The organism is Streptomyces sp. NPDC059695 (genome assembly GCF_042733785.1).
Taxonomy (GTDB): domain Bacteria; phylum Actinomycetota; class Actinomycetes; order Streptomycetales; family Streptomycetaceae; genus Streptomyces.
Window position 1 is genome coordinate 219,473 of sequence record NZ_JBHWFF010000007.1, and the last position, 26,599, is coordinate 246,071.

24 protein-coding genes and 1 pseudogene are annotated in these 26,599 nt (G+C 71.5%); 16 read left to right on the forward strand and 9 right to left on the reverse strand.

Annotation, left to right across the window (positions count from 1 at the left end):
• The first annotated feature begins 209 nt into the window (after positions 1 to 209).
• Genes ACFV2S_RS11785 through ACFV2S_RS11795 form a run of 3 tightly spaced genes read left to right on the forward strand, consistent with a single transcriptional unit; the run spans position 210 to position 3,857 of the window.
• A complete protein-coding gene (locus tag ACFV2S_RS11785) occupies positions 210 to 2,063 on the forward strand; it encodes a diacylglycerol kinase family protein (RefSeq protein ID WP_385556594.1) in 1,854 nt (617 codons plus the stop codon).
• Positions 2,029 to 3,006: a YihY/virulence factor BrkB family protein gene (locus tag ACFV2S_RS11790; protein ID WP_385556596.1), complete on the forward strand. Its 978-nt coding sequence runs from the start codon at positions 2,029 to 2,031 to the stop codon at positions 3,004 to 3,006. Before ACFV2S_RS11785 ends, ACFV2S_RS11790 begins: the two co-directional genes overlap by 35 nt.
• Before the next feature lie 44 nt (positions 3,007 to 3,050).
• The gene (locus ACFV2S_RS11795; RefSeq protein ID WP_385556598.1) at positions 3,051 to 3,857 is read left to right on the forward strand and encodes a phosphatase PAP2 family protein; all 807 of its coding nucleotides are present in this window, start codon (positions 3,051 to 3,053) and stop codon (positions 3,855 to 3,857) included.
• Positions 3,858 to 4,054: 197 nt separating this feature from the next.
• Here the strand turns inward: ACFV2S_RS11795 and arr are convergent, their stop codons facing one another.
• Both arr and ACFV2S_RS11805 read right to left on the reverse strand, forming a co-directional pair.
• Entirely contained in the window at positions 4,055 to 4,483 is a 429-nt protein-coding gene (gene arr / locus ACFV2S_RS11800) for an NAD(+)--rifampin ADP-ribosyltransferase (RefSeq protein WP_385556600.1), read from the reverse strand.
• Between the two features lie 131 nt (positions 4,484 to 4,614).
• On the reverse strand, positions 4,615 to 6,084 hold the full coding sequence (locus ACFV2S_RS11805) for an MFS transporter (RefSeq protein WP_385556602.1): 1,470 nt from the start codon (positions 6,082 to 6,084) through the stop codon (positions 4,615 to 4,617).
• Between the two features lie 156 nt (positions 6,085 to 6,240).
• On the opposite strand from ACFV2S_RS11805, the gene ACFV2S_RS11810 reads away from it, so the two are divergent.
• The 4 genes from ACFV2S_RS11810 (at position 6,241) to ACFV2S_RS11825 (ending at position 11,544) form a co-directional block, all read left to right on the forward strand.
• Entirely contained in the window at positions 6,241 to 6,888 is a 648-nt protein-coding gene (locus tag ACFV2S_RS11810; RefSeq protein WP_385556734.1) for a TetR/AcrR family transcriptional regulator, read from the forward strand.
• A 244-nt stretch (positions 6,889 to 7,132) separates the two neighbouring features.
• Positions 7,133 to 8,539 carry a mycothione reductase gene (locus ACFV2S_RS11815; protein WP_385556604.1) on the forward strand — a complete coding sequence of 469 codons (1,407 nt, stop codon included), beginning with the start codon at positions 7,133 to 7,135 and terminating at the stop codon, positions 8,537 to 8,539.
• A 212-nt stretch (positions 8,540 to 8,751) separates the two neighbouring features.
• The gene (locus ACFV2S_RS11820) at positions 8,752 to 9,816 is read left to right on the forward strand and encodes an esterase-like activity of phytase family protein (protein WP_385556606.1); all 1,065 of its coding nucleotides are present in this window, start codon (positions 8,752 to 8,754) and stop codon (positions 9,814 to 9,816) included.
• Between the two features lie 240 nt (positions 9,817 to 10,056).
• On the forward strand, positions 10,057 to 11,544 hold the full coding sequence (locus tag ACFV2S_RS11825) for an APC family permease (protein ID WP_385556608.1): 1,488 nt from the start codon (positions 10,057 to 10,059) through the stop codon (positions 11,542 to 11,544).
• Positions 11,545 to 11,605: 61 nt separating this feature from the next.
• Here the strand turns inward: ACFV2S_RS11825 and ACFV2S_RS11830 are convergent, their stop codons facing one another.
• Positions 11,606 to 12,607: a DUF389 domain-containing protein gene (locus ACFV2S_RS11830; protein ID WP_385556610.1), complete on the reverse strand. Its 1,002-nt coding sequence runs from the start codon at positions 12,605 to 12,607 to the stop codon at positions 11,606 to 11,608.
• Between the two features lie 288 nt (positions 12,608 to 12,895).
• Positions 12,896 to 13,516 carry a TetR/AcrR family transcriptional regulator gene (locus ACFV2S_RS11835; protein WP_385556612.1) on the reverse strand — a complete coding sequence of 207 codons (621 nt, stop codon included), beginning with the start codon at positions 13,514 to 13,516 and terminating at the stop codon, positions 12,896 to 12,898.
• A gap of 80 nt (positions 13,517 to 13,596) precedes the next feature.
• On the opposite strand from ACFV2S_RS11835, the gene ACFV2S_RS11840 reads away from it, so the two are divergent.
• From ACFV2S_RS11840 to ACFV2S_RS11855, 4 genes and pseudogenes are all read left to right on the forward strand, one after another.
• A complete protein-coding gene (locus ACFV2S_RS11840; protein WP_385556615.1) occupies positions 13,597 to 14,412 on the forward strand; it encodes a dienelactone hydrolase family protein in 816 nt (271 codons plus the stop codon).
• 118 nt (positions 14,413 to 14,530) lie between these two features.
• Positions 14,531 to 14,805: pseudogene (locus ACFV2S_RS11845) on the forward strand (DUF1330 domain-containing protein).
• A 227-nt stretch (positions 14,806 to 15,032) separates the two neighbouring features.
• Positions 15,033 to 15,260 carry a DUF6479 family protein gene (locus ACFV2S_RS11850; RefSeq protein ID WP_385556618.1) on the forward strand — a complete coding sequence of 76 codons (228 nt, stop codon included), beginning with the start codon at positions 15,033 to 15,035 and terminating at the stop codon, positions 15,258 to 15,260.
• Positions 15,261 to 15,304: 44 nt separating this feature from the next.
• Positions 15,305 to 15,811 carry a hemerythrin domain-containing protein gene (locus ACFV2S_RS11855; protein ID WP_385556737.1) on the forward strand — a complete coding sequence of 169 codons (507 nt, stop codon included), beginning with the start codon at positions 15,305 to 15,307 and terminating at the stop codon, positions 15,809 to 15,811.
• Between the two features lie 69 nt (positions 15,812 to 15,880).
• Here the strand turns inward: ACFV2S_RS11855 and ACFV2S_RS11860 are convergent, their stop codons facing one another.
• The 3 genes from ACFV2S_RS11860 to ACFV2S_RS11870 form a co-directional block, all read right to left on the reverse strand.
• Entirely contained in the window at positions 15,881 to 16,264 is a 384-nt protein-coding gene (locus ACFV2S_RS11860) for a DUF6479 family protein (protein ID WP_385556621.1), read from the reverse strand.
• A gap of 196 nt (positions 16,265 to 16,460) precedes the next feature.
• Positions 16,461 to 16,646, reverse strand: a complete 186-nt coding sequence (locus tag ACFV2S_RS11865; RefSeq protein WP_383783825.1) for a DUF6480 family protein — start codon at positions 16,644 to 16,646, stop codon at positions 16,461 to 16,463.
• A 186-nt stretch (positions 16,647 to 16,832) separates the two neighbouring features.
• On the reverse strand, positions 16,833 to 18,119 hold the full coding sequence (locus tag ACFV2S_RS11870; protein ID WP_385556624.1) for a nucleotide disphospho-sugar-binding domain-containing protein: 1,287 nt from the start codon (positions 18,117 to 18,119) through the stop codon (positions 16,833 to 16,835).
• Positions 18,120 to 18,565: 446 nt separating this feature from the next.
• On the opposite strand from ACFV2S_RS11870, the gene ACFV2S_RS11875 reads away from it, so the two are divergent.
• From ACFV2S_RS11875 to ACFV2S_RS11890, 4 genes are all read left to right on the forward strand, one after another.
• Positions 18,566 to 20,503 (forward strand): glycosyltransferase family 4 protein, encoded by a 1,938-nt coding sequence (locus ACFV2S_RS11875; RefSeq protein WP_385556627.1) that lies wholly within the window; start codon positions 18,566 to 18,568, stop codon positions 20,501 to 20,503.
• A gap of 173 nt (positions 20,504 to 20,676) precedes the next feature.
• Entirely contained in the window at positions 20,677 to 21,252 is a 576-nt protein-coding gene (locus tag ACFV2S_RS11880; protein WP_385556629.1) for a DUF4383 domain-containing protein, read from the forward strand.
• Positions 21,253 to 21,343: 91 nt separating this feature from the next.
• A complete protein-coding gene (locus tag ACFV2S_RS11885; RefSeq protein ID WP_385556632.1) occupies positions 21,344 to 22,981 on the forward strand; it encodes a hypothetical protein in 1,638 nt (545 codons plus the stop codon).
• Positions 22,982 to 23,169: 188 nt separating this feature from the next.
• Positions 23,170 to 24,051, forward strand: coding sequence for an SDR family oxidoreductase (locus ACFV2S_RS11890; RefSeq protein ID WP_385556635.1), 882 nt, complete (start codon positions 23,170 to 23,172; stop codon positions 24,049 to 24,051).
• A 99-nt stretch (positions 24,052 to 24,150) separates the two neighbouring features.
• On the opposite strand, the gene ACFV2S_RS11895 is transcribed toward ACFV2S_RS11890, so the two are convergent.
• Together ACFV2S_RS11895 and ACFV2S_RS11900 are read right to left on the reverse strand one after the other, a co-directional pair.
• Complete coding sequence (locus ACFV2S_RS11895) at positions 24,151 to 24,660, reverse strand: DUF427 domain-containing protein (protein ID WP_385556638.1); 510 nt, start codon at positions 24,658 to 24,660, stop codon at positions 24,151 to 24,153.
• A gap of 87 nt (positions 24,661 to 24,747) precedes the next feature.
• Complete coding sequence (locus ACFV2S_RS11900; RefSeq protein WP_385556641.1) at positions 24,748 to 25,602, reverse strand: LysR family transcriptional regulator; 855 nt, start codon at positions 25,600 to 25,602, stop codon at positions 24,748 to 24,750.
• A 69-nt stretch (positions 25,603 to 25,671) separates the two neighbouring features.
• Between ACFV2S_RS11900 and ACFV2S_RS11905 the strand changes: the two genes are divergently transcribed.
• Positions 25,672 to 26,556: a DMT family transporter gene (locus tag ACFV2S_RS11905; RefSeq protein WP_385556644.1), complete on the forward strand. Its 885-nt coding sequence runs from the start codon at positions 25,672 to 25,674 to the stop codon at positions 26,554 to 26,556.
• The last annotated feature ends 43 nt before the right edge of the window (positions 26,557 to 26,599 follow it).

Here is a 26,599-nt window from a genome sequence, read left to right on the forward strand (position 1 = left end):
ACCTCCCACCGCCCACCGCCCACCGCCCACCGCCCACCGCCCACCTTCCGCGTCCCACCGACCACCGGCGTCGGGCATCCGGATCGCCGCCCACTGCCCACCGGCGTCGGGCATCCGGATCGCCGGCAGAGTGCGCCGACGGACCGGCCTCGGCGACAGCCGTGACGGCCGCGGAGTTTGACCGGCGCCCGGCAGGTAACACGGCGCGAATGACGATCCCGCATGAGGCAGCCAGACCCGGCCGCCGCCTCCTCCGGCTGCCCGCCCAGGCAGCCGGTCCCGGCCGCCCGCTCCTGCTGCTGCCCCTCCAGGCAGCAGCCGTCGCCGCACTGGGGCTGCTGGTGACCGGCCCCCTGGCGCACGGCTGGCCGCTGTCGGCGGAGGACGGCGTCAATCGCGCCCTCGCCGCCCATCGCACCCCTCTCGTCACCGCGCTCACCGACGGAGTGTCGCGGCTGGCCGGCACGGGAAGCGTGATCACTCTCACGGCGCTGTGCGCGGCCGTCCTGCTCCTGGTGCCCCGCGTGCCCCGGTGGCGGGAAGCGGCGTTCCTCGCGTTCGCGGTGGCAGCGCAGTCCGCCGTGTTCCTGCTCGTCACCCTCGTCGTGGAACGCGAACGTCCCGACGTGCCCCACCTGGACCCGGCGCCTCCCACGTCCAGCTTTCCCTCCGGTCATGTCGGGGCCTCCGTCGCCCTCTTCGGAGGGCTGGCCGTCCTCGCCTCCCGACGCCTGCACGGCGTGCGGCGCCGCGTCGTGGTGACGCTGCTCCTCGTGATCCCGCTGCTCGTGGCGGCCTCCCGCGTCTACCGCGGCATGCACCATCCCTCCGACGTGGCCGGAGGGCTGCTGAACGGCGCGTGCACGCTGGCCCTCGCGAAGGCCGCTCTGCTGTCACACCCCCGGAACGAGTCGGCGAAGCCCGTCCCCGCCCCGTCCTCCCACGGTGCCCGGCGGGCGGTCGTGGTGCGCCACCCGCACGCGTGCGACGCCACCACCGCCGACCACGTACGGGTCCTCCTGCGCGACCACGGATACACGGAGCAGCGATGGACGGACACGACGGCGGGGGAGCCCTCCGGCGACCTCGCCTCGTGCCTCGACGCGTCGGACCCCGACGTGGTCGTCGTCTGCGGCGGGGACGGCACCGTACGCGCCTGCGCGGACGTCCTGGCCGGGACCGGTGTCCCCCTGGCGATCGTTCCCTGCGGCACCGGGAACCTCTTCGCCCGCAACCTGCGGATGCCCACCGGTCCCACAGCCGCTCTCCGGGAGGCCCTCAGCGGGCAGGCGGCCGCGCTCGACGTGGCACGGCTACGAGGCGACGGCATCGCTCCGACCCGGTTCGCGGTCATGGCAGGCGCAGGCTTCGACGCCGCCATGGTCAAGGACGCCTCGCCGATACTCAAAGAGCGCCTGGGCTGGGCCGCGTACGCGCTCTCGGCCGTAAGACACCTGGGGGACACCCGCATGCGGCTGTCGATCCGGCTGGACGGCGGCCCCCCGCTGGAGCGGTGGGCCCGCATGGTCGTCGTCGGCAACGTCGGGACGCTTCAGGGCGGCCTGCCGCTGCTGCCGGAGGCCCGGCCCGACAGCGGCAGGCTGGAGGTCGTGCTGCTCGACCCGCGCGGGGTCACCGGCTGGCTCGCCGCCGCCGGATACATCGCCTCGCACATCCCGAGCGCTCGGCGGCGGCACCCTGGCGGCGCGGGGGAGCGGGGCCCCGCGCGCGGCGCCCTGGAGTACTTCAGCGCCGCCCGGATCGACCTGGAGTTCGCCAGGCCCCAGCCGCGCGAACTCGACGGCGACGTCCTCCCGTCGGGCACCCGGATGACGGCGGAGGTCGAACCGGGTGCGCTACGGGTGTACCTGCCCGCCCGGCCGTCGGAGGGCGCCCTGTCGGGAACTGACGCCCCGGTGGGAGCGGATGCCTCATCGGGAGCGGAAGCCCCGGTGGGAACGGACACCCCGACAGACACCCTGACGGAAGCGGAGCCCCCGGCCTGGACCGGAGCGGAAGGAGGAGCCCGTGGGAACCGCGACGCGCGTACCGCAGCGCAGTGAGGTCGACGCCGTCGAGGCCGAACTGCGTCTGCGGGGGGACACCCTGTCGGGCGAGGAGGCGTGGGCGGCGCTCCGCCACTACGGAGGCTGGGCCCTCGTACGGGACTCGTTTCTACGGTTCCGCTACGCCGACGGCTTCAGCCACTCCCGGGCTCTCGCCCTGCAGACCGCCCTAGCGATCGTTCCGCTGGCCATCGCCGTCATCGGACTGTCCGGGGTGCTGCACACCGAGGACCTGGCACGGATCGCCGAGCTGACCATCCGCCGGATCAGCGGTCCGAGCCAGGGCGTGGTGGACGACGCCCTGAGCGAGAGCCGACGGCACGCCGGCGAGGGCGGTGCGGCGGCCTTCTGGCTCGTTCTGCTGTTCTCCGTCGCGAACGTCACCACGGGCATGTGCCAGGTCGAGCGCGGCGCGAACCGCATATACGGCGTGGAGCGCGACCGGCCGTTCCTCCGCAAGTACGGCCGAGGGCTGGCGATGGCCGTACTGGTCGGCGTACCGCTCGGACTGACCTTCTGCGTGACCGTCCTCGGATCCGACCTCAACCAGGCCCTGATCGAGGTCTACCACCTTGAACCGGCCACGTCCCGCGCGTGGAACGTGCTGCGCTGGCCCGTGGGGATCCTGCTCGCTGTGATCGCCACCAGCGTGATCTTCCGCCGCTCGCCCCGACGCGCCCAACCGGGCTACACCTGGCTGGCCTTCGGCGCCACCGTCCACCTCGTGCTCTGGCTGGGTGCCACGTGGGCCCTGAGCCTGTACGTCGGCTCCGTCGGCTCCTTCACGACGGTGTACGGCCCCCTGAGCGCGTTCGTGGCACTGCTGCTGTGGTCCTACCTCACCTCGCTCGCGCTGTTCCTGGGCCTCTCCTTCGCCGCCCAGCTGGAAGCCGTGCGAGCGGGGGTGGCGGCCCCGATCACCGAGGACCCGGGGGTCTGAGCGACCTGCCCGCACGTCCCCGACGGAAAGGAACCGTACCGACCATGACCGAGCGTTCCACCCGGACCCGGCGGCACCCTCTCGGACGGCTCGTGGCCGGCCACGGCGGGCCCGACACGAGGTTCGGTGCGCGGTTGGCCCTGGGCACGGCCCTCACCGCCCTGGCGGCCGTCCCGTTCTCTCTCGCCCTGGTGCTCGTGGAGGCGCACTGGGCCCCGCTGTACCGCTTCGACCAGGACGTGGCCGAGCGGCTCCACCGGTCCGCGCTCGGCAGCCCGGTCCGGGTGGGGCTGCTGGAGTTCCTCACGCACGTCGCGTGGGGGCCGCTGACGATGCGGCTCCTGGTGGCAGGCGTGGTGGTGTGGCTCCTGCGGCGGCGGGCGTACCGGCTCGCCGCCTGGGCGGCCGTCACCGCGACGGCCGGCGGGCTGGTGGGGCTGCTGGTCAAGAACGTGGTCGAGCGTGCCCGCCCCCACCTGCCGGATCCCGTCGCGCACGCGCCCGGATACTCCTTCCCCTCCGGGCACGCCATGACGGCCACCACCTCGTGCGCCGTCCTGTTGCTGGTCCTGCTTCCCCTGGTCCCGCGTGCCTGGCGGCCGCTGCCGTGGGTCCTGGCGGCGGTGGCGGTACTCGGCGTCGGCTACACGCGCGTCGCGCTCGGGGTGCACTGGGTGAGCGACGTGGTCGGGGGCTGGCTGCTGGGCCTTGCGGTGGTGACGGCGACGACGCTCGCCTTCGAGGCCTGGCGGGGCGACACCGGCCGCCCCCTCACCACCCCGGCCGAGGGCCTGGAGCCCGAGATCGTGACGGAGGACCCGGAGCCGGCGAGCCGGCCCGGCGGCCGATGACACGGATCGAACCCGTCAGCCGGCCGAAAGGGCCGCCCGGTAGCCGAGCGCGTGCGCGAGCTCGGCGCCGTCTCCCGCCGGCAGGCCGGTCCCACTCCCCGAAGCGCTCCGGGTCGACCACCGGAACGCTTCGGAGGGGCGACCACCGGAGCGGTTCATGACGGACCCGAGCGGTCCGCCCGGGGAGCCGACCGGCCTCAGTCGAGGATCGTCGCGGCGCCGCGGCGCCGAAGGCCGTCCAGTCCGTCCCGCATGGCCTTGATCTGGTCGGGGGAGTGCCCGACCCAGCCCCGGAGCTCCGAGACGATCCGCACGGGATCGCTCGTGCGGAAGGAGCGGGTCGGGTTGCCGGGGAACTTCTTGTCCGTGACGTTGGGGTCGTCCTCCACGACACCGGTCGGCTCGACGACGTAGATCCGCCCCTCGCCGTCACCCGCGGCGAGCTCGGCGCCCCAGACGGCGGCGTCCAGGGTCTCCGAGAAGTACACGTTCCGGGACACGCGCCCCTCCTCGTAGTTGGACGCGTATCCGGGAACCAGCAGATCCCCCGCGGCGAGGTCCGCCTTCGTGCCGTGCAGGTACGTCCCCGCCTCGTACACCTGGAAGGGAACGGGGGCACTGCTCATCGGATGCTCCTTCGGCCTGGGCGCTGGGCCCACAGACAACCACAACGACAGCCCCCGTGTGACCGGACCGGCCCACCGTCCTCGCCGTCCTCAGGACACCCGGCCGGTCGCCCCGTCGGCGAGCGGCCCGTTCAGGCCGCCTCCTCCATCGCGTGCTCCTCCACGGAGCGGGAGTCGGTGAGGCTCAGCGCTCCGCCGGCGGCGAGCAGGCCCACGACGGCCGCGAGAAGGGCGTAGGTGATGCGCTCGCCGCGGAAGAAGGACGCGATCAGGTCGCCGCTCCAGGTGCCGGCGGGGAGCTGCGCGGTGACCAGGACGGCGATGAGGGTGCCGACGACGGCCGTGCCGACACTGGAGCCGACCTCCTGGGCGGTGTCGTTGAGGGCGGTGCCGAGGGAGGTGCGGTTGCTCGGCATGGCGTCGACGAGGGCGACCGCGCAGATCGTCATGACGGTACGCAGGCCGATGGTCATCAGGACCATGCACACCGCGATGGCGGCGTAGCCGTGCTCGACGCCCCAGGCGAGCCCGGCCACCGAGCCCGCGAGGAAACCGGCGCCCACCAGGCAGGCGACGCGATGCCCGAAGCGCCGCGCGAGCCACTCGGACAGCGGGGTCGCCAGGAGCATCGTCGCGATGATCGGCAGGTTGGCGAGTCCGGCCCGGACGGGGCTCCAGCCGTAGGCGTACTGGAAGTGCAGGATCAGGCCGAACATCACGCTCGCCATGGCGATGGACGTGCCGATCTGCGCGATGGCGGCGCCCCGGACGGTACCGCGCGAGAAGAGGCGCAGGTCGAGCATGGGCGCGGCCGTGCGGCGCTCGTGACGGACGAACCAGACGGCCGCGCCGAGGGCTCCGACGACCGACGCGAGGGTGATCGTGGAGAGCCAGCCGTGCTCGACGCCGCTGGTCAGGGAGTAGCAGGCGAGGCCGATGGCGGTGACGCTCAGGACGGCGCCCGGCACGTCGAGCGTGTCCTTGGTCAGGTCCTCCGGACGGTCGGCCGGGACGCCGAGCCGTACACCGACGCAGGCGATCACCGCGATGGGGGCGTTGACGAGGAGCAGCCACTCCCAGGACACGTGCGCCAGCGCCGTGCCGCCGAGCAGGGGGCCGAGGACGAATCCGGACATGCCGACGATGATCATCACGGTCATGGCGCGCATGCGGAGCGCCTTGTCGTCGAAGAGCCGGAAGACCAGGGAGTTCGTGATCGGCGCCATCGCGGCCGCGGCGATGCCGAGACCGGCGCGCAAGGCGATGAGACCGCCCGCGGACTGGACGAGGAGCACGCCGAGGCTGAGCGTGCCGAAGACCGCGAGCCCGATCAGGAGGACGCGGCGGCGCCCGAACCGGTCCGCGATGGACCCGGCGGTGAGCAGCAGCCCGCCGAAGGTGAGCGAGTAGGCACCCGTCACCCACTGGAGCGCGGTCGTGCCCGCGCCGAGGTCGCGGCCGATGGTGGGCAGCGCGATCGACAGCAGGGTGTTGTCGACCATCTCCACGAAGAAGGCCAGGCAGAGCGCTGCCAGGGGGATCCACGCCGCGCGCAGCGACGGGTAGGTGCGGGACGGGTTGGTGAGCGTGGCGGTGGCCATGGCGCACTCCTCTCGATCGAACGCAGTTCGGTTATCGAACGATGTTCCATCCGGTACGATAGAACAACGTTCGATCCGATGCAAAGGTGAGAGGTGGACGCCATGGCACGCCAGCAGACCCGCCCGGGCGGAGGGCGCCGACGCGCCTCGCACTCGATGGAGTCGGTCCTCTCCGAGGCGGTCGCCCTGCTGGACGAGGCGGGAGCCCCGGCCCTGACCTTCCGGGCCCTGGCCCAGCGCCTGGGCGGAGGCGTCGCCAGCATCTACTGGTACGTCGCGAACAAGGACGAGCTCCTGGACCTCGCCACAGACCACGTCATGGCCGGCGTGCTCGCCGACATCGAGAAGCTCCCGCCCGGCGAGGACGCGATCGACGACCTCCGCGCGATGGCCGTGACCCTCTTCGACGCCGTCGTCCGTCGCCCGTGGCTCGGCGCGTACTTCATGCGCAACACCGACGTGCAGAGCAACTCCCTGCACATCTACGAGATGCTCGGCCGGCAGACCCTGCGCATGGACCTCACCGCCCGCCAGCGCTTCCACGCCGTCTCCGCGGTCGTCGGCGTCGTCGTCGGCTCGGCCGTCGACATGGGCCAGGAACCGCCCGAGGAGGTCCTCGACGGCGCGGTGGACCGCGACCAGTTCCTCGGCCGATTCGCCCAGGCCTGGCGGGAGCTCGCCCCGGAGGAGTTCCCCTTCGTCCACGAGATCGTCGACGAGTTCGACGGCCACGACGACGTCGACCAGTTCCGCTCCGCCCTGGACCTCACCCTGGCGGGCCTCCGCCTCCAGGCCGGGCTCTGACCGTCCCCACCCAGCGGCCCCCGGTCGCGCACACATCCGCCTGGGCGCCCGCGGCGGCATCCTCGCCGAGCCACCGGCGGGACACCGCCGCACACCCCGTACGCCGGACCCGCCGGCACGGGATGCGGGGTGTTCGGCAGGAGCCCGCGCGGCGGGGGGCACGCGCCGCGCACGCCATGATGGTCGGTACCGGCACGGACCTTCCTGACAGCGCCGTCACGGCGATCCGATAAGGAGACCTTTCGTGGAGCAGCATTTCGATCTCGTCATCGTCGGCTCGGGTTCCGGGAACTCGATCGTCGACGAGCGGTTCGCGGAGTGGAAGGTCGCCTTCGTCGAGAAGGGCATCGGCCCGCTGGACAGTTACGGCGGCACGTGCCTGAACGTCGGCTGCATTCCCACGAAGATGTTCGTCCACACGGCCGACACCGCCCGAGCGCCCGAGCACGGCGCGCCCCTGGGCGTCGACCTGGCCCTGCGGGGTGTGGACTGGCCCGCCGTACGGGACCGGGTCTTCGGTCGCATCGACCCGATCGCGCAGGGCGGCGAACGCTACCGCGCGACCGGACATGACAAAGTCAGCCTCTATCGGGGCACCGCCCGGTTCATCGGCGAGCGCCGTCTGACCGTTGCCACGGCAGACGGGCCCGTCACGCTCACGGCCGATCGCATCGTCGTCGCGACGGGCGGCCGTCCCGTCGTGCCCGACGTGCCCGGCCTCGACGAGTCGCTCGGCTTCCACACCAGCGACAGCGTCATGCGCCTGGAGACGCTGCCGCGCCGCATGACGGTCCTCGGCTCGGGTTTCGTCGCCACCGAACTCGCCCACGTCTTCTCCTCCCTCGGCGTCGAGATCACCCTGATCGCCCGTGGAGACCTCCTGTTGCGGCACGAGGACGCCGATGTCGCACAGCGCTTCACCGAACTGGCCCACGAGCAGTGGGACGTCCGGCTCAACCGCAAGCTGGTGCGCGCCGACAGGACCCCTGACGGCACACTGCGGCTCGACCTGGAAGGTCCCCAGGGAGCGGAGAGCGTCGACACGGACGAACTGCTGGTCGCCGTCGGCCGTCGGCCCAACTCCGACCTCGTGGACGCCGCCGCCGGCGGGCTCGACCTCCACGCGGACGGCCGGATCGTCGTGGACGCGCACCAGGCCACCTCGGTGCCGGGAGTGTGGGCGCTCGGCGACGTCTCCTCGCCCTGGCAGCTCAAGCACGTCGCCAACCACGAGGCCCGCGCCGTCCAGCACAACCTGCTCCACCCCGGCGCCCTCCGCGCCACCGACCACCGCCATGTCCCGCACGCCGTCTTCTCCTCGCCGAAGATCGCCGGTGTCGGCCTGACCGAGCAGGAGGCCCAGGCGTCAGGCCGCCCGTACGTGACGGCGACGCGGGAGTACGGCGGCATCGCGTACGGCTGGGCCATGGAGGACACCACCGGCTTCGCCAAGATCCTGGCCGATCCGGCCACGGGCGAGATCCTGGGCGCGCACATCATCGGCCCCGAGGCCCCGACGCTGATCCAGCCGCTCGTCCAGGCCATGGCCTTCGGCCTGGACGCCCGCGCCATGGCCACCGGCCAGTACTGGATCCACCCCGCCATGCCCGAACTCGTCGAGAACACCCTGCTCGCCCTTCCCCTCGACTGACCGGACCCTCGGCCGGCACGGCGGCACGCCGTTCCGCCACGTGCTCCCGTCTCGGCGGGAGCACGTCAGCACATGAACGGGAGTTGGCAAGTGCGTTGCCAACTCCCCGTTCCGCCTTCCTGTTTGTTTCGATTCGGCATATGACTGTTCGGCAGCCGTCCGCACCCGGCTGTCGAACCCTTCGAACCGCCGAATCAGAAGGAACAGGCTTCATGCGCCTTCGCACACTCCTGCCCGTCACGGTGGCCGCAGCGGTGCTCTGCACGCTGCCGGCCCCGACGGCTGCCGCCGTCCCCGGGGACCGCGCCTGCTCCCCGTACCTGTCCGTGGCCGGCTTCTCGGACACGCTCGACAAGGCCATCCTCGACGGGAAGCCGGTCGGCGGGATCTCCGGCCTCGCGCTCGACCGGGACGGCACGGTCGTCGCGGTGTCCGACAAGTCGGCGCTGTACCGGCTCGAGGTGGCATCCGGCCGTACCCCCACCGCGACCGCCACGGCCCGGCTGCCACTCGCCGACGGAACGGGCAAGGTGCTCGACTCCGAAGGCGTGGTCGTCGACCGGGACGGCAGCTATCTCGTCACCGACGAGACGTCGCCGGCCATCCGCCGCTACTCACGCACCGGCCGGGTGGTGGCCGAGCTTCCGGTCCCGCCCGCGTTCCGGATCGCCCCGCAGGGCCGGGCCACCGTCAACCAGACCTTCGAGTCCCTGACCTTGCTGCCGGGCGGCCGCACCCTCGTCGCGGCCCTGGAGGGCCCACTGGCCGGGGACGGCAAGGACCGGCTGGGCCGCAGCCTCCAACGGATCCAGACCTGGGAGCGGCGCCGGGACGGTCAGTTCGTCCTGGGACGGCAGTACGCCTATCCCGTGGACGCGGACCACGGGATCGCCGAGCTCGCGGCGACCCGGGACGGGCGACTGCTCGTCCTGGAGCGGGGGTTCACGCGCGAGTTCAGGATCACGGTGCGGCTGTACGCGGCCGATCCGCTGGGCGCGAGCAACACCGCGGCCCTGGAATCCCTGACCGGGGGACCGGGGCTGCGGCCTGCCCGCAAGACGCCGATCGGCGACTTCGACGCCTGCCCGACGCTGGGCGCCCCGTCGAAGCTGCCGCAGAACCACCCCCTGGTGGACAACATCGAGGCCATGGCGGTCACAGACGAGGACAGCAGAGGCCGTCTCCAGCTGTTGCTGGCCAGCGACGACAACGAGTTCCCGCAGCAGATCACCCGCCTGTACCGGGTGGACGTACGGCTCCCAGCGCGACGGTCGTAGCCCGGATCGGCTCGGCGCGCGGCGCGGGGGCCCATGGGGAAGGGGGACGCGTCGGGCCACCCGCTCCCGGCTCTGAAAGGGGGGCGACGTGCCCTCGTGGAGCCACAAGGCGTCCGTTCGGGCGGTCGGTCGCGCGCGTCGGTGGTCAAAGCCGTGGTCAAGGCCGTGATGGAGGACCCGGGCGGGGACACTGGGCGAGCCGCCGTCTCCCAGGACCCGCAGCGGCCCAGGAGAGAGGACGTGGCCGACGTGGCGCAGGCTCCGGCGGATCCGCGGGACGACGAGGACGGCGCGGACTCCGTCGAGCTGGGCGGCTACCAGCAGGAGCTGAAGCGGACACTCGGATCCTTCCAGGTGTTCGCGATCTCCTTCGCCTTCATCTCGGTGGCGGTCGGCATCTTCGGGACGTACGACGACGTGCTGAGGACCGCCGGGCCGGTCGGGATCCGGCTGTGGCCGATCGCCGGTGTGGGGCAGATCCTGGTGGCTCTGGTGATCGCGCAGTTCGCGGCCCGGATTCCGCTGAGTGGTTCCTCGTACCAATGGGCCTCGCGCCTTGCCAACCCCAAGGTGGGCTGGGGGTTCGGCTGGCTGTCCTTCTGCTTCCTGGCGGTCGCCGTGGTCGCGGTCGACAACGCGTTGGCGAGCCAGGCGTTCATGCCGCTCGTCGGGATGGACCCCGACGAGGACGCCGCGCGGGTGATCACGCTCGTGGTGCTGTTCGTGCAGACGGTGCTGGCCGTCGCCTCCACCCGCATCGTCAGCGTCATCAACACGGCCGCCGTCGGCATCGAGGTGGCCCTGGTCGTGGTGGTGTCGATCGCGCTGGCCGTCGCCGTCCTGGCCACCGGCGACGGCGCGGCCGACAACCTCGCGTCGCGCGGCATCACCACCGACGCCCCCGGCTACTTCGCCGTGGGCGGCGGACTGATGCTCGCGATGATCATGGGCCTGGCCACCCTGGTCGGCTTCGACTCCGCGGCGAACCTGGCCGAGGAGGCCAAGGACCCGCACCGCACGGTCCCGCGTGCGATCGTGGGGTCGGTCGTGGCGGCCGCGGTCCTGGGCATGCTGTTCCTGATCGCACTCACGGTCGCGATCACGGATGTCCCGCGCATCTCCGCGGACGGCTCGCCTGTCGCGGCGATCATGCGGGACCAGCTCGGTCCGGTGATGGAACGGGTGCTGCTGGTCGCGATCACCTTCGCGTTCTTCGGCGCCGGGTTGGTGTCGATGGCGGCGTGCGCGCGCCTGGTCTTCGCCATGGCGCGAGACGGCCGGTTTCCGGCCGGCCGTCTGATGCGGCGGGTCGGTCGGCGCACACGGACCCCGGTCCCGGCGACCGCCCTGATCTTCGCCCTCGGCGTCCTCCTGATGGTCGCACTGCCGGGCTCCGCCCTGCTGGAACTGATCACGGCGTCGACGATCCTCCCGGCGCTCATCTACGGTGCGACGATCGTCCTCTACCTGGTGGTGCGGGGGCGACTGAGCCGCAGGAAGTGCGCGTTCGATCTGGGGCGCTTCGAGCTGCCCGTCGCGATCTGCGCACTGGCGTGGACGCTCCTGGCCCTGTTCGTCCTGGTCTCCCCGAGAGAGGCCTTCGTGTCCGTCGTGATCGTCGCCGGCCTCCTCCTGGCCGGCGGGCTGTTCTTCCTGGTCATGCTGATGGCCGACCGCGACACGCTGGAGACCGAACCCGGGACGCTCGGCGAGGCATTCCGGCCCTGACGAGGTTCCTCACGCCTGCACCCGAAGACCACCGAATGGACGCGCGCGGCCGGACAGCGGGTCAGTCTCCGACCCGTCCGGCCTGGACCTGGCGGCCCTCGTTGGTGACGACCACGACGGGCACCCCTTCGGGGATCTGCCCCTGGAGGTCGGCGAGGAGCGTGTCGACCGGGGGCAGGTCTCCCGGCACACGGACCTGGATGTAGAGCGTTCGCGACTGCGCGCTGACGTTGACCACGGAAGCGCCGGGCGATGCCGCCAGCCACCGCGTGGCGCTGTTCGAGGCGCGCGTGGTCCACAGCTGCACCAGGACGGTGGCCGTGGTGTTCGCCGCCAGCAGCACGCCGACCGCACCGAACAGCAGGCCGAGCGCCAGGTAGGTCCTGCGCGCGCCGCCCGTCTCCGTTCCGCGGTCGGCCGTCGCGTATCCCAGGCCTCCGAACACCACCATGCCGGCGAACACGAGGGCCAGGAGGTTCGACACGAACAGGACGGACGATCCCAGGGCCAGCCACCACGCTGCCTGCCCGAGGCAGACGCCGGTCACCACCAGCGGCGGTACCAGCGAGATGGCGATCGCCACTCCTGGCAGGACCGCGGCGACGTCCCGGCGGGAGAGGGCCAGAGCGCCTGCGAAACCGGTGGCGAGCGCCGCCACCAGGTCCATCAGGCCGGGCGAGGTACGACTGGAGATCTGACTGTTGGACAGCAGGTCGTAGGAGGCGGGCAGCACCAGCGAGAACAGGGCTCCGAGCGCCACGACCAGCAGCCCACCGGCGGCGACGAACAGAGCCGCCGTCGAGCGCCGGCGTTGCACGGCGCCGAGGGCGATCCCCATGATCGGCGTGGACAGCGGCGCGATGATCATCGCGCCGATCACCGTGGCCGTCGAATCCGTCAGCACTCCGCCGGCCGCGATGACCGCCGACAGGAACAGCATGGACCAGAACGCGGACTGCTTCGCACGGGTGTCCCCGGCCGAAAGGTCCAGATCCTCCTCCAACTCCTCCAGAGTCCTTCGCTGGTGGTCGGGGAGCGCGCGGTCGCGGAGGCTGCTGAGCACCCGTCGAGTGTCGCCCCCTGCCGAGCGACGGAGGCACGCGCCACCCACGGCTGTCCCTCGGAGGGAGCACAGACCGGGAGGGGGAGCCGTTGCGGCTGCCGCGACACCGTGGGTCTGCCTCCTGCGGGGTCGTGACCGGGCCCCTCGCACGCCTACGCCGCGAACCGGGGCCCAGTCCAACGCCCGAGCGACAGCGGGAAGCCGGTGGTCTTGAGCCGGTAGGACGATCCGGCCGGTTGCCGGTTGCCGGTTGCCGGTTGCCGGAGACGGAGCCGTCGAGCGTCGGCGTCAGGCGCTGAGCACGTCCAGGGACAGGCGTCTGGCACGGTCCAGATCGGCATCGTCGCCGAAGAGCTGGTAGCGGGTGTTGGCGGCGCGCAGGTAGGCGTCGATGCGAAAGGCGTCGTCGGCCGGGAAGCGGCTGCCCGCGGCGGCCAGCTCGGACTCCAACAGGCGCAGCCATTCGCGGACGAGGTCGCGGACCGCGTCGGCGACGGGGCCTTCGCGTCGTCCGTATTCGACCGAGGTCGCCGTGATGAAGCACCCGCCGGGGAAGACGTCGTCGCGCAGATAGGTGACCCAGCTGTCGAGCAGGGCGTGGAGTCGGGGCAGCCCCGGGGCGGCGGGCCACGACGGCTCGACGACGTGCCGCAGGTACAGGGTGCGAGCCTCGGCGACGGCGGCGATCTGGATGGCTTCCCGGTTGGCGAACACCGTGAGGATGCCGCTCTTGCTGTGCCCGGTCCGGGCGGCGAGCGCGCCCACCGTGATGGCGTCCAGACCGTGCACAGTCGCGGACATGGCTGCCTCCCGGGCGACTTCGTGCCGTGTCCGGTCGCCGCGCGCGCGGCGACCGTCGGTGCGCGGCGCGGGGGAGTCCGCGGCGGAGTCGGGGGTGTCGGGGGCCATGTGGCGATTGTATGCGATCGATCGGTCGTGTACTGTCCCCGGCTATACGACCGATCGATCGCATAGTCGGGGTGTGGATCATGAGTGACGCCGGGCTGGACGGCTTCGAGAGGCGCGTGCTCTCGCTGTTCGGGAGCGAGAAGGCCGTCCATGTGGCCGGGCAGGGGCCTGCGGTGGTCGTGATGCCGGAAATACCGGGGATCAGCCCCGACGTCGTGCGCTTCGCCAGGTGGGTGTGCGATGCGGGGTTCACCGTCTACGTGCCGTCGCTCTTCGGGGTCGACGGGGCGTATCCCACCGTCGAGCTCGCCGAGCCGATCCTCAAACGGGCCTGCGTCAGTGCGGAGTTCAGGGCGTTCGCCGGCGGTGGTACGAGTCCGGTGGCGGTGTGGCTGCGCGCGCTGGCCAGGACCGCGCACGACGAATGCGGCGGACCGGGCGTCGGAGCTGTGGGGATGTGCTTCACGGGCAACTTCGCCCTGAGCATGACGCTGGAGCCGGCCGTCATCGCCCCGGTCCTCGGCCAGCCCTCGTTGCCCTTTGACGACCCGGGCGCCCTGGAGCTGTCGCCTGAGGACGCTGCCGCCATCCGCGAGAGGTTCGAACGCGACGGACTCACCGCACTCGGCCTGCGCTTCGACAACGACAAGTGGTGTACCGGCCGGCGCTTCGCCGCCTACACCCACCTGCTCGGCGACCGCTTCGACGGCCGCGTGCTGCCCGGCGCGTCCGCGAACCCCGAACCACCGCCGTTCTTCCGCGATCTGGTCCAGACCCCCCACAGCGTTCTCACCGCGCACCTCGTCGACGAGGAGGGGCACCCCACCGTGGAAGCCCGTGACGAAGTGCTCGGATTCCTGCGCTCCCGCCTGCTTCCCGACCCCACCACGGCCTGACCGCCGGAAGCGGCGTGACCCGCGGCGGCGCGCAGCCCGCCGACGCTCGTCGAGACCCATCCGAACGTCGGATGCACCCATCTAAGTTGGATGCACTCATCCTCACACTGGAGGTTCCATGCCCAAGGGCTACTGGGTCAGCGTCTACCCCGTCATCTCCGACCCTGAGAGTCTGACCGCCTACAACAACCTGGCCGGACCGGCCGTCTCCTGTCCACCGACGGTCGCGTCGTCGCCCACGAGGCCGGAATCACGCAGCGCGTCGTTCTGATCGAGTTCGACAGCTTCGAACAAGCCGCCTCGGCATATGAGAGCGAGGCCTACAAGAAGGCGCTGGAGGCCCTCCCTGACGGCTTCGAGCGCGACTTCCGCATCGTCGAAGGCGTCGCCTGACCCGGAGGGCCCTGCCCCTGGAGGACCGGATCCTGCTGGTCGCGGCGCAGGGCGGAGGCTCCTGCGGCGAGATCCACAGGGAACGGCCACTGCCGGTGCGGCCTGTCGCCGCGCTTCCCCGGCCCCGAAAGACCGCTGGAGGCGAGCTGCGTGAATGGTCCCGGGGATGCGGGGTAGCAGCGCGAACCAGACGGTTTGATCCGTTCTCGACAGGAAGGACGCGCCCCATGACCGCCTCCAGCGTCTCCGCCGCGGCACTCGCCGCCGATGGCTCGCCCGCGTTGTTTCTGATCCTGGTCGGGGTGGTGGTGGCCGTCCTGCTGGTCGCCGCATTCTGGTGGGGTGCCCGGCGGGTCGCGCGCCGACGTACCACCACCGGTGTCGCCGCCCAGCCGCCGTCTGCCGAGGCGAGGAGGGACTCGTGGGCGACTCCTGACGAGCGCCCTGAACGGTGAAGGACGAAACGGGGATGTCCGCAGATCGAAGGAGGAGAGTGACGATGGTGAAGGCCGAGGTCCGCAACGGGCGTGACGTGGTGGAGGTCATCCTTGAGGACCACCGCAGGATGGAGGAACTGTTCCGCCGGATGCGCAGCGTCGAGGCGGACCGCGCCGCCGCCCTGGAAGAGTTCGCCGCGCTGCTCGTGGCCCATGGCGAGGCCGAGGAGACCGAGGTCTACGGGGCGCTGAAGCGGTTCAGGGGCGTCGACAACGACGAGGTCGACCACGGCTCGGAGGAGCACGCCGAAGGAAACGAGGCCCTCCTCGCGTTGCTCGAGGTGAAGGACGTGGGCTCGGAAGAATGGGACGACCGCCTGGAGGACCTGGTGAAGGCCGTGACTCACCACGTCGACGAGGAGGAGCGCACCATCCTCAACGGAACCCGGGAGAACGTCCCCGACGAGCGGAGGGCCGAACTGGGCGACGCGTTCCAGGCGGCGCGCGCGAAGCAACTGGCATCGGACTGCGGCCGCCTGGAGCACGTACGGGAGCTCGTCCACCGCTGATCCCGCCGCCCCCCCCCGCGACGCAGCGGCGGACGGCGACCGCCCCCTGATCGCCGGGACGGCCGTCGATCAGTCGCCGTGGCCGGTTCCGCCGCTGCCGAAGCCGCCGCTGGAGATTCCGCGCCACTTGCGCTTCTCCTCGCTCGGCGGGTCGGTGTCGGGCTCGCCGGTGTTCTTCAGGTTGTACGGCATGAGGCGGTGCTCGCCGTCGGTGACCGGCATCTCGGTGGGCTTGCGGTACTCCGCGACCTCGCCCGGCAGCTGACCCGTGTCAGGCCGGTGCGGCTGCGACTCCGGGTCCGGGGGCGGGAGCTCCTTGTTCTTGACCCTGATGCCGAAGACGAAGGCGCCGATGAGGACGGCGACCACGATCAGACCACCGAGGACCTGGGCGAGTCCGGACTGCCAGACTCCGGCCGCGAGCTCCGAGGCGCCATAGACGTGTGTGTGCATGGAGGGATCCCGTCTGTCTGTCAGGGCCTGACCCGGAGGACTGAACGATCCGGGACGGCACCGTGGGCGACGCCGACAGCCCCTTCTCCGTACTCGAGCGGGAGAAGACGCGGGCGGCATCGGATGTCGCTGTGTCCCCGCGCCCCGTCGGAGGGGCGCGGCGGCCGCGCCCGGCGTGCGGGCGACGGGGTGTCGGTCACACGAGGTCGGCTATGCGGAGGCCGAAGAACAACGCGATCATGAGCGACCCGATGACGATCAGGGAGAGCCACACCATGGGGTGCTCCCAGATGCCGCCGTCGGGGCGCTCGGGATGGGCGGAGGAGGTGGAGCCTTCGGCGGGCGGAGTTTCCTGGGGCGGTACGGACTTCTCGGCGGCCATGACGCCTCCCGTAGGTCGAGCGGCATAGCAGCCGCATTCCCAGATCATCATCTCGCGACAAACGACGCATATCCACTCGCATTGATCCTGCATCGAAAACTGCCCGCAGGCTGCGCCGGTCCCCCTCACGTACACCAGAGCCCGGACACCGGAAGCGTGACTTCGGTCCGTCCATGCGAGGTCCTGTCAGCGCGGCTGCTCCCGCATGGCGGCCAGGAGCTGGCCTGCCGTCCAGTCGGGGCCTCTGCCGGACAAGTCGCCGGCCCAGCGGGACAGTCCCCGCGGCGTTCGGTCGAGCAGCTGGCGTACCGCGGCACCCGCCTGGGCTTCGGTGAGCCGAGCCGGGTCCAGGCACACGCCCAGCTGTGCCTTCTCGGCGTCGTGGGCGATGGAGAACTGGTCGCTGGAGAAGGGAAGCACGAGCGCTGGGACGCCGGAGGCCACACATTCGGTGAACGAGTTGTTGCCGCCGTGATGCACCATCGCGTCCACGTGCCTCAGCAACCAGCGCTGAGGCACCGTCGCGGCGACGTGCACTCGCGGCCCCGCCAGTCGCGACAGGCGGGACACACGGTCACCGGCCGCGACCACCACGGATGTGTCCGGGACGTGGGAGAGGATGCCCCGCACCAGCACCGCCAGCACGTCGTCGCGTGCCGACAGGAACGTACCGAGAGCGATGAGGACGACGTGCCGGGCCTTGGTCCTCAGCTTCGCGAGGACCGCCTCCCACACGCTGCCGGGGCTCTGCGCCTCCTGGGGTACGCAGTGTCCTCCGTAGACGTACCGCGTCCCGGTCGGACGACGGGCGGGCAGCCACGGGAAGGGCGGATAGTTGAAGACGACCGCCCGACGGGACGCGAGGGCGAAGGCCCGGCCGGGTGTTCCGCCCTTGGACACGTGATGGCGCGCGACGCTCGCGAACTGCCGGGTGAAGGCGACGTCGTTGGCGGAGGCGGCCAGACGGAGTCGGGCCAGATCCTCCTTGGCCGGGCGGATGGCCGAGGGCCACGCGTACGGCACTCCGAACAGCGCCTGCGGTTCGTGCGGCAGATACGACGGATGCCCGGGGCAGAACGTGGCGAACGGCAGGCCCAGGCAGTGCAAGGCCAGAGTCACCGGGAAACTGAGCTGGTCGACCACGTACCAGTCCGGAGTGAGGCGCTCGTGCAGAGCCCGCATCTCGGCCAGTACGAGATCGGGGTCGGCCAGCATGTCCTCCCCGCGATGGCGGGACTGCGTGAGCAGCGCCGCGACGGCCCCTTCGCGGGTCGACGTGAGGAACTCGTCCAATCGCGCGGCCTCGCGCGCGCCCTGCGCCGTACTGCGTGCGACTCCGGTGTTGGCGTTGCGCGTCACGGTGAGCGGGGCGAACCCGACACCGGCCGCTTCAGCCATGGGAGCGAAGGGTTCCGCACAGGCGAGGTACGTGTCGACGCCCGCCCGCCCGAGGGAGCCGGCCAGGACTGACATCGGCTGAGCGTGGGAGTGGAACGGGGGACTGACGACGACGACGCGCGGCATGCGACCTCCTGCGAGACAGGCCCCTTCCGGAGCCTCTGCTGTGCCTCCCTTCGCTCGACGCCCGCCCCGTGGATGCAGGGATCCACGGCCTGGGGCGTCACCCGCGCCGCGGCGGATGCGAACCACCCCGCCGCCGAGGTGGGGGCTCCCGGAATCGACGAGGTCGCGCATCCAAGTGCCGCGGAGCAGCCGAATCACAGCAGGTCGACCATCTGCCCCGAGGAGCCCTCATGGAACATCCAGGTCTGGACGCTCGTAGCCGGGCGACCTTGTCCGATGTCCCTGACGATGGCCGGCGCGACGCTTTCGTCGACGCCCGACAGCGCTTCTGGCGCAAGGTCCGCACGACACCGCGAACCCACCCGGGCACGCGACGTGAACAGCACGACACTCTGATGACCGAGCTGGTCGACGCGGAGTACGACGGCCGGGCCGAGAGAGCCGGTGAGTGGCCGGTCCTGGCCACCGCTCTGGACCTCGAGCTCGCTCGGGTGCGCAGCAGGGTCCGGGCCGGCGAGATCCCGTCACCCGAGGAATGCGTACGTCTCCTGGCGGGAGGCGCTCTCCCACGGGCCACCGTCGCGGCGGTCTGGCCGTACAGCCTGCGAAGCCACGGGGTTGCACGGGCCGCTGCCGCCGTACGAAACGGGTTCCTCACGAGCCGGGACGCCGACACCACCTCGTTTCTCATGGATCTGTCCACTGCCGGCAGGCTCCCCGTCCTTCGGCACGTGGAAGCGGCCCGTCTGGCCCGTAGCCCGGACCGGGGGCTGAGGCACGCCGCGTGGCGCCATCTGGCCCGGTCCGGACACGAGGAACTCGACCTCGTAGCGGCTGTCGGAGAGCTCGACGCCTACGAGCGCTTGCTTCTCGACGCCCTCCGGTCCACGGACGCGAGCCGCTGGGAGACGGCTCCCGAACGCCCCGGCCTCCTCCTCGCCCAGTCCATGCTCATGGGAGACCTGGAGCGGCCGGGAGAAGGGCTCAGCGGCGGGCTCGGCGTGCTGCTCGGAGGACTCGGCGACGCCCTCGCGGAGACGCAGGGGATCGCCGGCGTCGTCACGGTGGTGACCGCGTGCCGCCCGGAACTCGAGGCCGACCCCGTGCTGCTGCGCCGTCGAACGGCCGACCACTGGGTGCTGCGGCTTCCCGTCGACAGCGACCAGCCCCTGGGGCCGCAGGACATGGGACGACATCGCGAGGAGCTGTCGTGGTGGTCGGCGAGGCTCCTCGGCGCACTGCGACCGGCGGTCGACGTGCTCCATGTGCGCTACTCCGACGACGGCTCCGCCGCGATGGCCGAAGCCGCCCGCAGGATCGGGGCACGCGTGGTCTTCACCGCCACGCCCGACCCGCACCGGCAGATGACGGAACGCCATGACACGCCGCAGGCGGAGCCGGAGGCCGTCCGGCACGACCTGCACCGGGTCTTCCTGGCCGACTGGCTCGTCGCCCGCGCCGACCACGTCGTGGGAATCGCCGGGCAGGACGGGGGAGTGGGCGAGCTCCTCACCCACTTCCCCCAGCTCGCCGGTGACCGGGGGAGAGCAGAGATCGCCGCGCTGCCTGAGGGCATCGCTCCGTACAGGCCGGGGCCTGACGTACCCGTCCGTCGGCGCAGACTGGCCGGACAGGTCTCCGCAGCCGTCGCGGCCGCCGACCTGGCCGTACCGACCGTGCTGCTGAGCGTCGGCCGCCTGCACCCGGTCAAACAACAAGACGTCCTCGTCCGCGCGTGGATCGAATCAGGCTGCCACCACGCCTCCCTCCTCGTCATCGTGGGCGGCACCCCCGAAAACCCCGGCCCCACGGAGACACCCGTACGGGACGGCATCGAGCGGGCTTTGGATTCCTGCCCGGCCGCCAGAAAACGTCTCGTGCTCATCCCCGCGCTGTCGAACGCCGACGTGAGACTCCTGGAGCGCACTCTGGCCGACCCCGCGAGCGGCATACGCGCCCGCTACGTCTGCCCGAGTGCGAAGGAGGAATTCGGACTGGCCGTTCTGGAAGCGATGGAGGCCGGAATGCTCGTCGCGGCCCCCTCGCGCGGCGGCGTTCCGAACTACCTGAAAGACGGCGAAAACGGCTTGCTGCTCGACACGTCGTCCGCGCGATCCCTCGGCACCGGCCTCAGACGTCTCCTGCAGGTCGATGACCACAGTGCCGCCGAAATGGCCCGGCAGGGGAAGGCTCTGGTCCGGACGTCCTACTCGGTCGAGGCGATGGCGCGAAGTCTCGCCGGTGAATACCTCGATCTGGCGCGCCGGAGCCCTCTCACTCGACGGATTCCCAGAGACCCCATCGCCTCTCGGCGCATCCGAATCCGGAACTGACGAGAAAGACTCTGCAAGCGGTGCTCAGGCCGGGATCCACGCGCCGCGAGGAGTGCGGCGATTCCCCGGTGATTCTCGTGAATGTCCGACCCGCGCCCGTCTCCCACCGGCCCGCGCCTGTCTCCCGCCGGCCCGACTTTCTCCGGCCGGCCCGACTTTCTCCGGGAGAGAACATGAAACTGAAGGACGAGTTGCCCGTCGACCATCACCTGGCCCGGGTCTACCGCGTCGGCTCGGCTCTCTGCGGCATGATCCTGCTGTGCTTCGGCTGCCTGGGATTCGCGGACTTCCTGAGCCCCTTCAATACGTCGGGCGACAAGATCGCCGGCATGACCACCAACAGCGCTCTCAGCGCCCTTTCGGTCGTGTTCGGCGTGGCCCTTCTGGGTGGGGCGGTGGTGGGAGGGAATTTCGCCTCGTCCCTGAACATGACCGTGGGCTCCCTGTTCCTCCTCAGCGGCTTCTGGCACCTTTTCGTCCTGGACCGGCCGGCGAACTTCCTGGACTTCGGCATGACCAACGTCATCTTCAGCTTCGTCATGGGGCTGGTGATCCTCACCTTCGGGATGTACGGCCGAGTCTCCGGCAGGCTTCCGCACGACAACCCCTACTGGCAGCGCCGTCACCCCGAGGCCGCCTCCGGGGAAGCACGCGACGGTCACCGCGCGCGAGAAACCGAACCCACGGCCTTCTCCGAACCGTCCGAGGCACCTGTGCCGCGTCGGATCTCCGACCGGCGTCGGCGCTGAGGCCTGAGCTCGCCGACGCCGACGGCAGGATGCCGTGCGCCGCGTGCACTCCCGCCGCTGCCGCCGTCCGCCCATGGCCGATACTGCTTCCATGGGGGATCACGACACCACGCAGGCACAACTGCGCGCCGCTCTGTGCGCCGGCGACCCGTGGACCGCGCTGTACATGCTGAACACCGACCGGCCCGTCGCTCTCGCCGCGGCGGCCGAGGAGCTGTACCGGTCGGACCCGGACCGGGACGCCTTCCGCCCCTACCTCACCTCGCTGCTCCAGGGGCTCGGCGAGGCAGGGGGCGAGGTGCTGCTGCGGTTGCTCGCCGAGCCTGCGTTCGCCCCCCGTGACCGCCAGGCCCTGCTGAGGGCCGCCGTCACGTGCGGGCTACGGCTGCCCGCGGCGCTCGTGCGCTCGTTTGCGGATGAGGCCCAGGCCGCCGAAGGGAGTGAGGCGCGCGCCGACAGCCCGGTCGCCCCGGCGCTCGTGGACGCGATGGGACTCTCCGGGGACCTGTCCTTCGCCCCTCACCTCGGCACCCTCCTCGAAGACCCCGCCGTGCGCGCCCGCGCCGCGCTCGCGCTGGGCCGCCTCGGCGCCCGTGAGTGGACAGCCCCGATAGCCGCACGGCTGTCCGCGGTCAGCGGGCTTCAGCACACCGCGTTCGCCGTCGCCCTGGAGCTCCTGGACGATCCCGTCGCAGTGCCGTACCTGCTTCGATGGCTGGCCGAGAGCGGCGAGGAACGCGTGCACGACGTGCATCTCGCGCTCGTACGCCTCACCCGGCGCGACCCGCTGCTGCCCGAGGGAGCGAGCGGTGCGGCGTACGCGTCGGCCGTGCGCGCAGCCTGGGCCGAGAGCCGTACCGAGCGCGTGCCCGAGGTGGTGCGGGACCTGGTGGTCGAGTCCGATGCGCTGGCGCGATTCTCCGTCGACGAGGGCGCGGGCCGGATCAGGGTCGCCTTCGACCCTCCGTCGCCCGGCTCCTCCTGGCCGCGCTGGAACCGGTCCCTGACGTTCGACGGGAAGCCGCTGTACCAGGTCGGCTCGGTCTGCGACACGTGCGAGCTGGGTCTGACCCTGCTGGACTGGCCGGACCAGGAGGCGGCCCGGATCGCCGCCCGGATGCGCGGACGGCTGGCCGACCTGGACCGGCTCGACACCGCGCTGCTCGCAGAATGGGGCCCCGTCCTCGGCGAGCTGGAGACCGGCCACTACCGTGCCCTGCTGCTCGACCTCCCTCTGGAGGAAGTCTCCGAGCCTGCCCATTCGTGGTGGTACCGCCGCGTGGCGGCCCGGGCGCAGCAGGACGGCGACGAGGACGAATTCGGCGAGGACACTCCCGAAGACTTCTGGCCAGGCGTCGCTCATCTTCAGCTCACCGCGCCCGTCACGGGTGGCCGGGTGCCGTTCACGTACGGCGCCCTCATGCCCTCGCAGCCGCCGGAGGCGCTCGACCCGGCGACCGTCGCCCGGCACGCGGCCGCCATCGCGGCCGGGAAGAGGCCCGCTGCCGTCGTCCTCGGCTGGATCGACGACCGGTACGTCCGGGCCCAGCACGAGGAGCGATGGCTGGTGGGAGCGGTACTGGACGGTCATCACCGACTCGCGGCGTACGCGGCCGCCGGCGTGCCGGCCCGGGTGCTCCTGCTCGCCCGAGAAGGCGAGGGCGGCGTCACCGACGGAGGCGTGGAGGGGCTGGCGGAGCTGGCCGCGGCGTACGGCTGCCGGGACTGACGGCGGACCGCGCTGTCGCGCCGGATCGTACGGTCTCCATGCCGCGCACGAGAATCGAGGGAATCACTGCTGGTGCATCCGTAGGGCCAGCGAACGCACAAGCAGAGGTAACGGGGACTGAAGCTGCTTCGGCGTCGAAGCCGCGGTTGGACCCCCTACCTCCCCTCTCGTGCAGCAACGGAGGACCTGTGAACTACTCGGCAGCACTCCAGGGACGTACAGCGGTGGTGACCGGAGCGGCGCGCGGCCTGGGCGCCGGAGTCGCCCGCGAGCTGGCCGCACGAGGAATGCGGGTCGCCCTGCTCGGACGCGAGGCGCCCACCCTCGACGCCGTGGCCTCCCGGCTTCCCACGGAATCCGGCGTCTACGAGGTAGATGTCACGGACGACTCCGGAATGATGCAGGTGGCGGCCCAGATCGAGTTCGATCTCGGCTCCCCGAGTGTCGTCGTCGCCAACGCCGGCATTGCGGAGGGAGGGCCGTTCACAAGCTCTGATCCGTCCACCTGGAGACGAGTCATCGAAGTGAATCTGATCGGCAGTGCGGTCACGGCACGCGTCTTCATGCCCCACCTGCTGGAGACGCACGGGTACTTTCTCCAGGTGGCCTCCACGGCGGCCTTCGGGGCAGCTCCGATGATGAGCGCGTACTGTGCCTCCAAGGCCGGAGCGGAGTCGTTCGCCCGCTCGATCAGAGCGGAACTCGCACACCGGGATGTGTCTGTGGGAATCGCCTACCTGCACTGGACGGACACGGACATGATCCGCGACGTGGAGCGGCACACGGTCCTGCGCGAACTGCGCCAGCACATGCCCGCACCGGCTCGGAAGGTCTACCCCGTCGGCCAGGTCGCTTCGTGGATCGCGCGAGGCATCGACCGACGAGCCACCTCCGTCTACGCACCGCCGTGGCTTCGTCTCGCGCAACTGGCCCGTCCGGTCTTTCCCGCGGCCGTCTCCCTGCTGTCCAGCCGGACGCTACCGCACCTCACCCGTGCGGACTCCCTCGAACAGACGGGGCTTCTGGGCACGGGAGGGCGCATCGAGGAGGAGTCCATCCGGAGGGGGTAACCGCACGACGCGTCAGGAGCACTCTGATCCGGAACGACGACCACCCCATGCCACAACGTGCCGCCATGCTCAACGTGATGCCCCTCCACGCCGGGCGGCTCACCAGCCCCAGGTGCCGGGACCACCCTTGAAAGGGCCCTCGATCTCGGCCGTGATCCACCCACCGTAGAAGTCGCCCTCCTGGGCGGTCACCACGTCGCCGTCGACTGTGCAGTGCGCAGAAGACGGGTAGAAGGCCAGGTGGCTCCGGAGAGCCTGGTAAGGGGTGAGCGGCCGCTCGTAGCTCCAGGCAGCCCTGTGGATCACAAGGCCGTCGACGACGATGTCCCAGTAGGACGCCTCCCCTTTCCACTCGCAGTGGGTTCCCCCCGGCCGCGCCCGCAGAAGCTCCTCGCGCACGTCGCTTCGGGGCAGGTAGAAGACCGGGGGATGACTCGTCTCGAGAACTCGGAGGCTCGCACATGTCTCCGCCACGACCACCGAGCCCACCGATACCGTCACGCGGCGGTCATCGCCCACCAGCTTCGGAGGCCGTGGGTAGTCCCACACCGACTCCTTGGGCCGTGCCCGCGCCGTGAAGCCGACCGATTCGCCGTCCACGTCGTTCATGAACCGACCTCACCGTTCCTGAGTGTCCCTGCGAATGCCTGTGCCTATCGTTCTGCCTGAGCTCGCTCGGCAGATGCGATGCAGACGTCACGCCTTTCGGTAGAGGTCGCTGAGGAGCTCGATGACGTGCGGGGCCGCCGGGTGCGGGTCGTCGCGCCACCAGGCCAGCCGTACCGCGACGGGTTCGGCATCGCGGACCGGTCGGTAGACCACGCCCGGTCTGCGGTACTGGCTGGCCGTGGCCTCCGCGCTCATGCCCATGCATCGCCCGGTCGAGATCGCCGTGAGCCAGTCGTCCACGTCGTACGTCTCCTGGGTCGCGGGGCGGGAGTCGGGCGGCCAGAGCTCCGGTGTCGTGGTGCCGGTGCGCCTGTCGATCAGCAGGGTGTGGCCGCTCAGGTCCGCCAGGCGCAGCGAACGACGCCTGGCCAGCGGGTCGTCGGCCGCCATCGCGCAGAGCCGTCGCTCCAGACCCACGATCGCCGAGTCGAAGCGGCGGTCCTCCAGCCCCCTTCGCAGCACGGCCAGGTCGCACGAGCCCTCTGCCAGCCCGGCGGTCGCCGAGTTGACCCGCACCATGTGCAGCTCGGTGCCGGGGTGCGCCGCGGCCCACCGGCGCTGGAACGCCGGGGTGTGGCGGCCGAGGGCCGACCAGGCGTAGCCGATGCGCAGGACGTGCTGTCCCGCCGTCGCCTCTCGGACCAGTTCGTCCGCCGCGGCGAGCAGCCGCCGCGCGTGCTCCACCACGCGCACGCCGGCGCTCGTGGGAGCCACGGAACGGGAGGTGCGTCGCAACAGCCGGACGCCCAAAGTCCGTTCGAGGGAGGCCAGGGTCCGGGAGACGGCCGCCTGGGAGACGCCGAGCGCCAGCGCGGCGTCGGTGAAGGTGCCCTCGTCGACGATCGCGACGAGACAGCGCAGCTGCCGGAGCTCCATATCCATGACGTCAGCGTATAGCTGGCTTGCGTACATGCATTTTGCGCAAGGACGCGTCGGCACCAGCATCAGCGCATGCGAACAGCCCCGTCCGAACCCACCCTGGCGACGAGCGTCCCGCCGACGCCCCAGGCCTCCCCGGCCGGCGTGGCCGCCATGCTCGGCAGCGGCCTCTCCAACCAGATCGGTGCCGCCACCGGTTCCCTCGCCTTTCCCGCCATCGGCCCCGTCGGAGTCGTCGCGGTCCGCCAGTACGTCGCCGCCGCCGTGCTGCTGGCCGTCGGCCGGCCCGCGCTGCGCAGCTTCACCTGGCGGCAGTGGCGGCCCGTCGTGCTGCTCGCGGTCGTCTTCGCGACGATGAACCTCTCGCTCTACACTGCCATCGACCGGGTCGGCCTGGGGCTCGCCGTGACCCTGGAGTTCCTCGGTCCGCTCGCCATCGCCCTGGCCGCCACCCGCCGCCGTACCGACGTGCTGTGCGCCCTGCTGGCTGCCGCCGGGGTCGTCACCCTCATGCGGCCCCAGCCCTCCACCGACTACGTCGGGATGGCGTCGGGCCTGCTCGGGGCCGTGTGCTGGGCCTCGTACATCAAGCTCAACCAGGAGGTCGGGCGCCGCGTCCCGGGCGCGCAGGGCAGTGCCGCCGCCGCGCTCCTCTCCGCCGTCATGTTCCTGCCGGTCGGCCTCCACGTCGTGCTGCGTCACCCGCCGACAGCCGCGTCCCTCGCGTACGCCGTCGCAGCCGGCGTCCTCGCCTCGGCGGTGCCGTACCTGGTGGACCTGTACACGCTGCGGCACGTGCCGGCCGCCGCCTTCGGCCTGTTCATGAGCGTCAACCCCGTGCTCGCGGCCGTGGTCGGCTGGATCGGTCTCGGCCAGAGCCTCGGGTGGACCGACGGAGCCGCCATCGGGGCCGTCGTCGGAGCCAACGTCCTCAGCATCCACTTCTCCCGCCGCTGAGCGGCGCGGGCCGTCGCTCGTTCGGCAGGAGTCGATCGGCGAT